Origin of the sequence: Paenibacillus sp. CFBP 13594, from assembly GCF_014842675.1 — a bacterium.
In the GTDB taxonomy this organism is placed as follows: domain Bacteria; phylum Bacillota; class Bacilli; order Paenibacillales; family Paenibacillaceae; genus Paenibacillus; species Paenibacillus amylolyticus_B.
Genome location: NZ_JACYVQ010000001.1, coordinates 877,479 through 890,085 on the forward strand (window position 1 = coordinate 877,479; position 12,607 = coordinate 890,085).

Here is a 12,607-nt window from a genome sequence, read left to right on the forward strand (position 1 = left end):
AAATATACTCCCGCGAATGCACTAAATCAGCTTCATTTCCTTGCCAACTTTCTCATAAACAGAGATCACTTGGTCGAGCATCTCCTTGGTATGGGCAGCTGTCGGCATGTTGCGTATTCTTCCAGTTCCTTTCGGAACCGTAGGAAACAGGATTGCCTTGGCGTAAACGCCTTCTTCATAGAGCCGTTTGCTGAACTGTTGGGTGGTTACTTCATCGCCAATGATACAAGGTGTGATCGGAGTTTCGCTTTGGCCTACATCATATCCAAGCCGGCTCAAGCCATTTTTCAAATGATTGCCGTTCGCCCATAGCTTCTCGATCAGTTCTTTGTCATTCATCAAAATGTCGATAGAAGCGCTACAGGAAGCGATTGCAGCCGGAGGTAGCGATGTCGAGAACAGAAACGGACGGCTTCTCAGCTTCAACCATTCGATCAACTGTTTTTTACCCGCCACATAACCGCCGACAACGCCGATCGCCTTGGAAAGAGTACCGATTTGAAAGTCGATGCGGTCGGACAATTCAAAATGCTTCACGGTTCCTGCACCTGCTCCGAGAACGCCCGAACCGTGTGCATCATCGACATAAGTAATCAGATCGAATTCTTCTGCTATTTCCACGATTTCGGGAAGTTTTGCTATATCACCATCCATGGAGAAAACCCCGTCGGTGATGACCATAATTTTATGGTACTGACCGGATTCCTTGGCCTCTTTTGCCTGCTGTCTTAAATCATTCATATCCGAATGCTTAAAGCGAATCACCTTGGCTCTCGACAGGCGGCAGCCATCAATAATGGAAGCGTGGTTCAGCTCATCGGATAAAATCGCATCATGCTGGTCCATTACAGCGGATATAGCAGCCATATTACAGTTAAATCCCGATTGATACACGATAACGGCTTCCGTTTTTTTGAAACGAGCCAGTTTTTCTTCAAGCTCAATATGAAGATCCATCGTACCATTAATTGTTCTCACAGCCCCTGCTCCTGCCCCGTATGTCTGCGCCGCCTTAACTGAAGCGTCAATCAGGCGGTAATCTGTTGCCAAGCCCAGATAGTTATTAGAAGACAAATTGATTAGGGACTTTCCGTCAATACGAATAACAGGACCATTTGCCCCCTGCAGTGTATCGATGAAGTTATATAGACCTTTATTCTTTAGATCTTCGATGTTCGAACTTAAAAATTGGTCCAATGCTTGACTTGACATTCGATTCCCTCCTTGATATACGTTTGTCCTTGTACGGGAGACATGTCATTATGCGAAAAAACCTTGTTATAAAGGGGTTTTGACTAATTTTAATGTAGCATCTTTTTTATTCTTTGTACACATGTGGAGGACAAAAAAGTGAAAAATACGCAAATAAACATAGTGATTATTCCCCCTTCCCCGGAAGTAGCGGAAGCGTTTGCCGAAGTTATGCACTCTTAATTAATTAGATATATATCTAATCTTAAAAAGGAATATGTTCTTGTTCATTCGGCAATCGGTAGAAGTTCTTTTCCTTGATTCGGGACACGAACTTCTACCGATCACATAAAAAAGTCGCTAAAATAGCGACTTCAATTCAATGGGACCATGTTCTTGTCCCGCGACATCTTTAATCAATCTTACATGGTCTAAAAGTTTCATGTTTAGCTTCATACTCTTCTATTAATCGGATTTTATTTCCATCAAATCTAATCATTGATATACCATCAAATGAATAAAGTTGTTTTTCTTTTGCTTCAAAATACCATTCTACAAAAAATAAGGTTTCATTTACTTGATGAATATTTTTTATCTTCCATTCTAAGACAACTTGCTTCAGTAACATTTTTTTGATCCACAAATGGACTTCCTCTATACCCACATACATTGCTCCATAACATTCGCGGTAGATAATATCATCCGAAAAATACGTATCTAATGACGTAAAATCTCTACTTACCCACATAAAGAAATATTTTTTTATAATTTCTTCTTTCATAAGTACTCCTCTATTTTTTAATTAAGCGTATTTCTTAACTAGTGTTTTGAATCAATTATATCAAATGAACGGAAAAGAAGAATGTACATGATAACTCTGCTCATTCAGTTTAATCCTTCTTTTAATAGGGAAAACGTTCAAATCCTGCTACAACAGTTCAAAATGAAGTTGAGTCTCTGGTAACTCAGTATTCCCTATTGACTCATTGCACCGTATCCCAATTCTAGAACCGCAGCAATGCGCTCGTTACTTATTTGGAGCCAATACGGCATGATTGAGCAATTCAAGGATTAGATCCTGCGATACCGTTCGATCCAAAAACTCACTGGGACCGTCCATGACCTTCCAGATCGACAATTTAATTTTCACATCCTCCTCTCCTATGTATTCTGCCCACGCAATATGGTCCACTTCTGCTGGGCTGGCGTTCTTTTCCTACTTCTTGGCGCTTTGTCGAAATATCCTATATGTAGAAGAATACCAACAAATCTTTCATGCTCACGTAAGCCAATTCCATTGAAGAACCCTTCATGCTGAATCATGGACTCTGTATCCCACAACACGCCTAACCCTCGTTCTTAGCCCAACAACTGGAAGCTCTGCATCACCCCGCAGGCAGCCGCATAATTGCGGTCATTGGTCAGTCGATCAGTACCGACATTGGATATAACAATGACATGCGCGGGAATATCGGTAAATCTCTTTTTAAAAACCTCCATTAGTTTTCCAGGGATCAGATTCCCCAGCTTGCTCTGTGATATCTGTTGCATCATAAAGTCCACCAGCCGTTTAGATGATTCAGGAGTTCCGGTATATACCACACGCCACGAGCCAGCCTCAACAAATGGTTGAAGCTGAATAGCCTTACGAAGTAATTCAACAACTAACTCCCGGTCCACTGGCGTAGAGTTACATTTACGAATACTCCTGCGCTCCCTGATCAATTGCGCCAGATTAATGACATTGTCGGCAGAACTCAGAATTCCTTTCGCTTGCTTCTCCAAATCAGCATCGTAGGAAACCAGCCAAACTCCCATTTCACCTTTCGGCCCTCCTGCAAAACCGTCAAGCGATGCGTGCAAAAATTAAACGAGTTTTCTCATTTTAAATTCTCTTTTGTTCATCTTGTGAAGTAGGCTGACAATGCTGATAATCTTGGGTGGGATTCGTCATCAACCTTTCGCGCTTCTCAAAGGAATATGTTGATGATTAATTGAGTACCCACGCTAAGATATAAACTTGCAAGTATAAACCAATCGGTTTATACTAATACAAACAGTATAGAGAGTGAGGCGATCCATGAACAAGCCCCCATTCATGTTTCTGAGCTTATAGCTTCTGTATGAACAAAAATATAATAACTCATGGAGGTATTTTCTATGTCTAAAGTAAATGTAGGCGCTGAGAATGAACAACCAATTGAACTGTATTATGAAGATCATGGTGAGGGAAAACCAATTATTCTGATTCATGGCTGGCCTTTGAGTGGGCGATCCTGGGAGAAGCAAGTTCCTGCCCTAATTGAAGCAGGCCACCGTGTTATCACATATGACCGTCGTGGATTTGGTCAGTCTTCCCAACCTTGGGATGGTTATGACTATGATACTTTCGCTTCGGATTTGCATAAATTGATACTGCACCTTGATCTGCACGATGCCACATTAGTCGGATTCTCCATGGGTGGCGGCGAAGTTGCACGTTATGTGGGAACCTACGGAACAGCGCGTGTTTCCAAAGCCGTATTCGCGGGAGCGGTTCCTCCATATCTCTATATAACCGAAAACAATCCTCAAGGTGGGTTGGATGATGCAACGATTGCAGAATTCCAAAACGGGGTTAAAGCGGATCGGCTAGCATTTTTGGATGGTTTTACAAGCAACTTTTTCGCTGCTGGAGATCGTACAGACCTTGTGAGCGAACCATTCCGTATTTATAACCGTGATATTGCAGCTCTGGCTTCACCTAAAGGCACATTGGATTGTATTGCTGCCTTTGCCCTTACGGATTTCCGTCAGGATCTGGAGAAGTTCAACATTCCAACACTGGTTATCCATGGTGATTCAGATGCCATTGTGCCTTTGGAGGTGAGTGGACAACGTACTCATGAATCCATCCCTGGCAGTCGTCTGGTCGTTGTCGAAGGTGGACCACACGGATTTAATGCAACCCATTCTGAACAATTTAATGCAGCATTGATCGAATTTTTACAGGGTTAAATTAAGTTCGACTGATGATTTTAACCAAAAGAACAAAATGAGAGAAAAAGTAGAACGTCTCCTATAGAGGAGACGTCCTGCTCTTTCATTATTTTATAGGATATGCATATGATTGATGGCTACTTGGTACATTATGAATCTGAGTGATCCGAAATTTGTATTGAATTTCGGATGTAAACTTGCATTCATAAACCGATCGGTTTATACTGATACAAACAGTTTAGAAAGCGAGGAAATCTAATGAATAATTTAACTCCCCCATTTACTCTTGAGACAGCAATCCAAAAAACGCGTATGGCTGAAGACAGCTGGAATAGCCGAGACCCTCAGCGCGTCTCACTTGTGTATACTGAGGATTGTTATTGGAGAAATCGGAGCGAATTTATAACAGGCCGCCAAGAAATTGTATCTTTACTAACTCGGAAATGGGCCAAAGAACTGGAATACCGCCTGATCAAGGAGCTTTGGTCATTTACGGATAACCGTATTGCCGTTAGATTTGCATATGAATGGCGTGATGATAGTGGCAATTGGTTCAGATCGTATGGAAACGAGAATTGGGAATTTGCTGAGGACGGCTTGATGCAGCGCAGATTTGCTTCGATTAATGACATGCCGATTAAGGAAGAGGAACGTAAATTTCATTGGCCTCTCGGCACGCGCCCCGCTGATCATCCAAGCCTAAGTGAGTTAAACCTATGACTCGTACTGTTTTTGAAAAAGCTGATGTCATCCCTCTCGTTGCTGAGGTATTTCGTGAATTAGGTTATGAGGGCGCATCTTTGAGTAAAATTACAGCCCGTACGCGTCTATCTAAAGGAAGCTTGTATTATTTCTTTCCGGGTGGAAAAGATGAGATGGCTGCTGAAATTCTTGCACATATTGATCAATGGTTTATCAAGAACATTTTTGAACCGCTCGAAAAGAATGAACCCCGGGCAGCCATTGATCATATGTGGCAAGAGGTCGATACTTATTTTCAATCCGGTCAGCGTATATGCCTTATTGGTGCATTCGCTTTGGACGAAACCAGAGATCGATTCGCTGCTGTTATTCGGCAATATTTTGTGAGATGGATTGAAGCCCTAAGCGCGGCACTAGTTCAAACAGGTATCTCTAAAGAGACTGCTGACCAAATTTCAGAAGAAACAATTGCTAGTATTCAAGGGGGATTAATTCTGAGTAGAGCTCTTAATGATGAATCCTGTTTTGAACGTACGTTGGCAAATCTGTCACAACGAGTCTCAACTTATGTTTCTAAAAGCAACTCTGATCATTGACACAAAAGTGTATTTTAGTAAAACTGGCGGAATTTCTTCACCCCAAAAAACAAGTGATTTTTTCTTAACGATTTCATTAGCGACTTTATCGGAGGTCAATATCATGAACAATTTTGTCGCAAAACAATTGGGATTTGTTCGCCGTCAGGCAATTGATTATGTGAGGAATATAAATGACTCTGCCTCGGAAATAATTCCAACAGGTTTGAAAAACAATATAAAATGGAATCTAGGCCACATGTATGTTATACATGAGAAGTTCGCTTTTCAACTTACTGGGCAAGAAACCAATTATCCTGCTAATTTTAATAAGTTGTTTGATCCTGGAACTAAACCATCTGACTGGAATATAGAGCCTCCAACGTTGTCTCAAATAATCGACTTGTTAATTGAACAAATTGAAAGGGTTGAATCGCTACTTTTAAGCAAATTGAAAGAAGAAATCAATCCTCATTACAAGTCTTCTACAGGACTTATCTTTACAAATGTAGAACAATTACTGGGTTTTCTGATTTACCATGAAGCAATGCACTTTGCAACAATTAAAAATATAAAGAGCATAATTGACAATTAGGATTAGTAAGGATTTGTTAAAACCAATGTCTGGCCACGAAATATTGAGTTTTCTTATTACATTATTAGTAGTGTCCCTTCACTTAAACGAACAAACCGACCTTAAATCCTACTAAAGTTGGAATAAGGTTGGTTTCTATGCCTTTGGAATTGCCCCTATTTGTTGAAGCAAGCCAAGCATATCGGGTTGACCATACTCTTCACTAATCTGGCCATTAGAGATCCGATAAAAATTCATTGCATTTACTTCGATTTTTTTTCGTGTTGGTGGAAAACCGAGAAGTGGAAGTTATTGGTTATGAGGGATCTCTTGAAGGGAACTCAACGATTCGGAGAACTTCGTAAAAGTATCCAGGAAATCAGTCAAAAGGTACTCACTGAAAATTTACGTTCAATGGAAGAGGATGGAATTGTCATTCGTACTGTTTTTGCGGAAGTTCCTCCGAGAGTTGAATACAGCTTAAGTGAATTAGGAAATTCGCTTAAGCCAATTATATTCTCTATGGAAACATGGGGACTTGGGTACCAGAAACTCAATGATGAACTTCCAAACGATACTCAGTAGAGTGAATGAGGTCAATGGTTACTTACGGTCATTTCAAAATGGAATAAACTCTTCTATTACTCCCACGGAATCACAAACTTTGTATTTTCATCTCCAAGTAAAATCAATGGAGGACTCATATGCCCTCCATTGATTTGTAAGAGAAAGTTGATCTTTGAACACCAGTTTCTGCAATATTACTACTGCATGAAGATAAACCGAAAAGAGAGATTTCCCTTAGATAATTCTCTGATGTATTTTTAAAATATCTGCCGCCCCCCATCATTTTTATCCCAACAAAAACCCGTTAATCTCATACAGATTAACGGGTTTTTTAAAAAAATAGGTTTTTGACATAAGTATTTATTTATAAGTTGATATCCAATTATTTGGAAGACCAAAGTTCCATACGCTGAGCATATTTTTCGTTGATGATATCTTCCACTTTCTCATCGCCAGCCTTTTTCATATCCTCCAGCATCTTGTCGAATACCGAATTGGCTTCGGCCTCACTTGGGGCAATAATGGCTCTCGTAATACTCTGATCCATAATATCCTTCACTTTCTGGGCCGTCAGAGCTTGAGGTGTTCCCCCATCCGGATTCAGGTTGTCATACTGCGCTGTATCCCATACGGAATCGCCCAGACTCTTAATGGCCAGTTCATCCACTTCACTGCGCTGGAATTTAACTGCCATGTCATACGGCTGTCCGTTCGGGTCCAGACCATTTTTGATAAACCATAACCATTTGCGAACGCCGCTTTTCTTCACCGTATCATCCCAATTATCCTTGAAGCTTTGCAGGAATTCAGGTTTTGGTTGTCGCTTGCCATCCACCATGGTGTACTGTTCGCCTTCCCTGCCCCACAGCAGCAAATGCTGTCCTTCATCACTCGCCAGATAATTAAACAGCTTTATCGTTTCTTCCGGGTGTTTGTTGTTTTTGGTAATGGCGATTGCATCCCATCCAAGCGAACTTCTTGGGCCAAACGTCGTTTGAGCCGGATCTACACCTGGAGCAACAACTTTGTAAGCAAAGAGTTGATTCTTTTCCCCGCCATCCTTCTTCAAGGCCGCATTGCCGTTCCCCGGGTCCCAATATGCACCTGGGGTAGCAAATACCGCACCAGTCGTCAGCTTTTGAATCCAGGTCTGTGTTTTGCTAATCGCAAATTCCTTTTCGATCAGACCTTCTCTATATAAGCGATTCATGTATAACAGCATCTCGCGATATTTGGGGTCCTTGACATCATATTGCAGACGTCCGTTGTTGTCATAATACGTTTTTAAGCCCCACATGCCTTTGAATGTGCCCAGATTCGCACCCATGTTCTCCCCGTTCATCGTCATCGGAATGGACTCTTTGCCATCAATCGTATTGTATTTCTCTTTAAAATTTTTCAGGAGTGCTTCGAATTCGTCTGTTGTGAGGGGCTGTGAACCATCTGCTTTGTCCGGAAGAAACTCTTCCAACAGGCTCTGTCTCATCAGCATACCAAAAACCGGATCACTGTCGAGTCCATACCAGTTTGCCAGATAGTAGTTCTTGCCGTCTGTATTACGTGTTTTGGTCAAGGTATCTCCGTACATTTCTTTCAGATCAGAACCATATTTCTCAATTAACTCATCCAGTGGAATGAATGCCCCACTTGAAATGTATTTGTCGAGGGAAGCATCTCCTCGGCTCATGACTACCACATCCGGATAGTCACCACTGGCGAGCATCAGGCTCAGTTTTTCCGTTGGATTACCTGTTGGCTGTTGGATGGAGATCTCTATGCCCGTCTTTTTGGTGATTTCCTGGGCAACTGCATCGGTAAATGGTTCTCCTTTGGTATTGCCATCAAACCAAGTCAGCGTAATCGGCCCTTGTTCCCCGTCTTTACCAGCTGTATTGTTCTCCCCATCATTGGAGGAGCAACCCGCCAGCAAACCAACCGCTAATGCAGCTGTAATCCCCATGGTCATCCATTTTTTAGTCTTTGTCATTGACACCCTAATTCCTCCCAATGAATAAATTCCTGTTGTGCTAGATTGAGCATTTCCAAAACGATCTTTGCCCACCCCCTTTCAGGGAGAGACCACCGGACAAGCCTTCCCTGTAACCGGATTATGGAACAGATTAACTTTTCACCGCTCCCAAAGTCATGCCTTTAACAAAGTATTTTTGCAGGAACGGGTACACCATAACGATTGGTAAGGTGGCTACCATCGTAGCAGCCATTCGAATGGTATCGCTGGAAACGGCGTTTCGTTTGGCGGAATTAGCCAACATTTGCGTTTGGGAAATCATGCCACCGGTCTGAAATTGATTCAATATTTTCACGAGCACGGCTTGCAGAGTCTTCAGATCCGAACTATAGGTGAACGCATAGGAATCAAACCAGGCATTCCAATGCCCTATCGCTTGAAAAAGTCCCACTGTTGCAAGTACAGGTGTTGTCAGTGGCATCACAATTCGGAAGAAAATTGTCAGATCGTTAGCGCCGTCTACCCTCGCCGATTCTTCAATCTCATGGGGTAGCTGTTCCATGAAAGTACGGACAATGATCATATAGAAGACATTCATCAAACTTGGCAAAATGAACACCGAAAAGGTATCGATCATATTCAGCGCCTTAAGCACCATGTAGAACGGAATCAGTCCGCCACTGAAATACATGGTAAAGATAAAGTACAGGTTCCAGCCTTTGCGACCAATCAGATTCCGCCGACTTAGCGGATACGCAAGCATCGTAATGACGAGAACCGATAGCGGTGCGCCAATCAGCGTTCGTTTGACGGTTACCAACAGACCGTTTAAAATCTCGCTATCTTTCAAAATCTGCTGATAGCTGTCCAAGGTCAGATCTCTGGGCCAAAGATAAACGCCGCCTCGCACCGTATCCTCCGCGCTGTTCAATGAAAGAACGAGTATATTCCAAAACGGAAGAAATGTAACCAGTAATACGAGAATAAGAATGAAATATACAATAATTTTGAAAATACGATCCCCGAATCGGTTCAGAATCATTACAAGCGCTCCCCTCTGTCTTCTGTAGTTAGAACAACGCCTGGTCGTTCACTTTTCTGGAAATCCGGTTCACGATAAGGACAAGAATGAAGGCAACAACGGATTTGAACATTCCCACAGCAGCACCATAAGAGAACATGCTGTTTTGTAGTCCGTATTTGTAAGCATAAATATCAATAACTTCGGAGTATTCAAGCACGGTATTATTTTGCAGCAGGTATTGCTGTTCAAATCCTGCATTCAAAATGCCTCCGACCGCGAGAATAGCCAATATGACAATGGTAGGGCGCATGGATGGCAGCGTTATATGCCACATTTGCTTGAATCGGCTGGCTCCGTCCACCCTGGCCGCTTCGTAGAGCTCCGGATTAATGGAAGCGATTGCAGCCAGATACATAATGGCACTGAACCCCATCTCTTTCCACATGTTCGACAATGCGATAATCCACCAGAACAGAGGACCGTTTTGCAAAAATGCAACGGGTTCTTTGACAATGCCCAGCAGAACCAGAATGTTGTTAAGCATTCCATCCGAAGCCAGCAGCGTAATCACAATGTTGGCTGCAATAACCCATGAGATAAAATGTGGCAGATAAGAAACCGTCTGCACAAAACGTTTGAAAAATCCCTGTCTCGCTTCATTCAGCACAAGCGCGAGGATGATTGGCGCAGGAAATCCGAAGAACAGTGTCAGCAAGCTTGTCGCAAGCGTATTACGCATAACCCTGTAGAAATCCCCTGTAGTAAAGAAATACTCAAACCATTGGAAACCTACAAATTCGGCATGGAAGAACTGATGTAAGAACGATCCCCCACCCGGCTGATAATTTGTAAACGCCATATATAGTCCAAACATCGGACCATAGGAAAATAACAATGTCGCAATGAAGGCAGGAAGCATAAGCACGAATAACCATTTTTGCTCTTTTAGTCTGTTTATCAGATTATTGCTCCTGACTGTTTTGATAGCGCTTACCTTATGCATTAAGTACCCTCCCTTTTTCTATACAGCAGCATGGTCGGCCATATCTTGATTCAACTTCTCTCCTATTAATCATAAATTTGACACGGATTACTCGCCATAGTTGAATTCTCCGAAAGATACCGCTTTTTAAAGATGTTTTTGTGCAAAGTGAGGATTGGATTTCCATATTCACTCTGCTATGATGAACTGTGCAACGAATATTCAGTCAAGAGAGGGCTTCCGGATGCGCCAATTCTATCGAAAATACATATACATGCCTTTTGTTAACCTGAGCTTTCGTTCCAAGTTGTTCATGGTATTTGTTCTGGTCACCATCATTCCAATGATGCTATTGGTTTATTTTTCCTATGAACTTACCAAAACGAAACTTACCGAGCAGATCTACATCAATATGACGAACTCAACAGCTCAGATCACTAAAAATCTGGAGAACAAACTGGATAGCTACGAACACATTTCCGCCTCCATTTATTTGGATAACCGCCTTGCCAATTACCTGACGAACGAGTATCAGGATGACCCATCCTATCTGGACGTCTATAATTACATTGGCAATCGAATTGACACCGTGATGGCTGCCTACCCTGATTTTGATAGCGCATTCATTTATTCGGATAATCCGTCGCTGCCCAAAGACAATTTTTATATCCGGCCGATCACATCCGAAGTCCAGACCACGGAACTGTTTCACAAGCTGCAGCAATCCTATGGGAACATTATTCATCTCTCCACGCCGCAGACAGAGAACGGTCCTGCCATGTTTACACTCGCCCGGCTGCTGAACAACAATAGTAATCAGTATCCTTACGGGATGCTGGTCTTTCAAATCTCCGAGTCGGTCATCTATTCCTTAATGGAAAAGGAAGCAGGCGGCAAAGATATTTTCATCATAAATGACAAAGGTATGATTCTGTCCTCCGCCGACAAACAGTTAATTAATACAAGCCTGCCCGAACTGCTTCATCAACATTTTGACGATGCGGCTTCAGGGAGATTTGATACAACGTATCAAGGCGTAAAGGCCCTAGCGGTCTATAACACGCTCAAAAACGGCTGGAAAACGGTATCCATTTTCCCTTATGACAGTATTATCAAGGATGCCAAAGCTCTCTCTCAGCTTATTATCAAAATTTCACTAGGCTTCATCGGCGTGGCGCTGCTGCTCATTTATATTACCGCATCGCTATTCAGCAAACGCATCAGGACGTTAATACGGATGATTCGGCGCATTGAACGGGGAGATTTCAACCCTACCCATGAGGAACAAATGGGCAGTGATGAGATCGGCCAGCTTCACTTTGCATTCGAACAGATGACAACCCGGTTGAAAAGCCTGGTGACGGAGGTCTACCAAAAGGAGCTGCAGAGCAAGGAAGCCGAGCTTGACCTGCTTCAAGCTCAGATCAATCCTCATTTTCTGTATAATACACTGGGCTCGATCTCCTCTCTGGCCGTAAAGCATCAGGATCCACAGATTCAGGATATGGTCCTTCATCTGGCCAAGTTTTATCGGATATCCCTGAATAAAGGAAAGAGTATCCTGACCATCAATGAGGAGCTGAAACTGACCCAGAGTTATAATGCCATTCAACTGATCCGGTTTAAGGGCAAGCTGAACATCATCTACACGATAGATCAATCGATCCTGCCCTACTCGACCGTGAAGCTTGCGCTGCAGCCTTTTGTGGAGAATGCAGTCATTCACGCTCTTTGGAATCAGGATCGGCCTCTAAATATCCATATCAAGGGTGTCATTGAGAACAATAGTATCATCTTATCGGTTATAGACGACGGAATGGGCATGCGGCGAGAGAAGCTTGAGGCTTTGTTTGAAGAGAAAGAAGGACGGGGTTATGGGATTTCAAATGTGGATCGGCGGATTAAGCTGAAATTTGGTGAATACTACGGTGTTAAAGTGTATAGCAAACTTGGTATGGGAACTACCGTACAGATCCGTCTGCCGCAAAAAGAGATCCAATAAAAAAGGAGTGCAATGCAGCCACTAGTGGCTTGCAAAGCACTC

The 12,607-nt window shown here is 42.6% G+C and carries 14 protein-coding genes; 6 read left to right on the forward strand and 8 right to left on the reverse strand.

From position 1 onward, the window contains the following. Positions 1-21 precede the first annotated feature (21 nt). From IFU39_RS04080 to IFU39_RS04090, 4 genes are all read right to left on the reverse strand, one after another. Positions 22-1,212 (reverse strand): glycine C-acetyltransferase, encoded by a 1,191-nt coding sequence (locus IFU39_RS04080; RefSeq protein ID WP_091020108.1) that lies wholly within the window; start codon positions 1,210-1,212, stop codon positions 22-24. 391 nt (positions 1,213-1,603) lie between these two features. Beyond that, positions 1,604-1,972 (reverse strand): nuclear transport factor 2 family protein, encoded by a 369-nt coding sequence (locus IFU39_RS04085; RefSeq protein ID WP_091020109.1) that lies wholly within the window; start codon positions 1,970-1,972, stop codon positions 1,604-1,606. 246 nt (positions 1,973-2,218) lie between these two features. Beyond that, on the reverse strand, positions 2,219-2,341 hold the full coding sequence (locus IFU39_RS33180) for a hypothetical protein (protein WP_274599247.1): 123 nt from the start codon (positions 2,339-2,341) through the stop codon (positions 2,219-2,221). A gap of 209 nt (positions 2,342-2,550) precedes the next feature. Beyond that, positions 2,551-3,009: a nitroreductase family protein gene (locus IFU39_RS04090; RefSeq protein WP_244660855.1), complete on the reverse strand. Its 459-nt coding sequence runs from the start codon at positions 3,007-3,009 to the stop codon at positions 2,551-2,553. Positions 3,010-3,351: 342 nt separating this feature from the next. On the opposite strand from IFU39_RS04090, the gene IFU39_RS04100 reads away from it, so the two are divergent. From IFU39_RS04100 to IFU39_RS04115, 4 genes are all read left to right on the forward strand, one after another. Further along, the gene (locus IFU39_RS04100; RefSeq protein WP_192131367.1) at positions 3,352-4,188 is read left to right on the forward strand and encodes an alpha/beta fold hydrolase; all 837 of its coding nucleotides are present in this window, start codon (positions 3,352-3,354) and stop codon (positions 4,186-4,188) included. A 240-nt stretch (positions 4,189-4,428) separates the two neighbouring features. Further along, a complete protein-coding gene (locus IFU39_RS04105; protein ID WP_091020113.1) occupies positions 4,429-4,890 on the forward strand; it encodes a nuclear transport factor 2 family protein in 462 nt (153 codons plus the stop codon). Beyond that, complete coding sequence (locus IFU39_RS04110) at positions 4,887-5,468, forward strand: TetR/AcrR family transcriptional regulator (protein ID WP_192131368.1); 582 nt, start codon at positions 4,887-4,889, stop codon at positions 5,466-5,468. Before IFU39_RS04105 ends, IFU39_RS04110 begins: the two co-directional genes overlap by 4 nt. Beyond that, the gene (locus tag IFU39_RS04115) at positions 5,440-6,042 is read left to right on the forward strand and encodes a DinB family protein (RefSeq protein WP_244660856.1); all 603 of its coding nucleotides are present in this window, start codon (positions 5,440-5,442) and stop codon (positions 6,040-6,042) included. Before IFU39_RS04110 ends, IFU39_RS04115 begins: the two co-directional genes overlap by 29 nt. A 135-nt stretch (positions 6,043-6,177) precedes the next feature. Here the strand turns inward: IFU39_RS04115 and IFU39_RS04120 are convergent, their stop codons facing one another. Further along, entirely contained in the window at positions 6,178-6,279 is a 102-nt protein-coding gene (locus tag IFU39_RS04120; RefSeq protein ID WP_244660857.1) for an ester cyclase, read from the reverse strand. 72 nt (positions 6,280-6,351) lie between these two features. Here IFU39_RS04120 and IFU39_RS04125 point away from each other — a divergent pair, with 72 nt between their 5' ends. Beyond that, a complete protein-coding gene (locus IFU39_RS04125) occupies positions 6,352-6,606 on the forward strand; it encodes a winged helix-turn-helix transcriptional regulator (protein WP_244660858.1) in 255 nt (84 codons plus the stop codon). 364 nt (positions 6,607-6,970) lie between these two features. Here the strand turns inward: IFU39_RS04125 and IFU39_RS04130 are convergent, their stop codons facing one another. From IFU39_RS04130 to IFU39_RS04140, 3 genes are all read right to left on the reverse strand, one after another. Then, positions 6,971-8,575 carry an extracellular solute-binding protein gene (locus IFU39_RS04130; protein ID WP_192131369.1) on the reverse strand — a complete coding sequence of 535 codons (1,605 nt, stop codon included), beginning with the start codon at positions 8,573-8,575 and terminating at the stop codon, positions 6,971-6,973. Between the two features lie 133 nt (positions 8,576-8,708). After that, the gene (locus IFU39_RS04135) at positions 8,709-9,599 is read right to left on the reverse strand and encodes a carbohydrate ABC transporter permease (protein ID WP_192131370.1); all 891 of its coding nucleotides are present in this window, start codon (positions 9,597-9,599) and stop codon (positions 8,709-8,711) included. A gap of 28 nt (positions 9,600-9,627) precedes the next feature. Beyond that, complete coding sequence (locus IFU39_RS04140) at positions 9,628-10,584, reverse strand: ABC transporter permease (RefSeq protein WP_192131371.1); 957 nt, start codon at positions 10,582-10,584, stop codon at positions 9,628-9,630. Positions 10,585-10,807: 223 nt separating this feature from the next. Here IFU39_RS04140 and IFU39_RS04145 point away from each other — a divergent pair, with 223 nt between their 5' ends. Continuing rightward, positions 10,808-12,565: a cache domain-containing sensor histidine kinase gene (locus tag IFU39_RS04145; protein WP_192131372.1), complete on the forward strand. Its 1,758-nt coding sequence runs from the start codon at positions 10,808-10,810 to the stop codon at positions 12,563-12,565. The last annotated feature ends 42 nt before the right edge of the window (positions 12,566-12,607 follow it).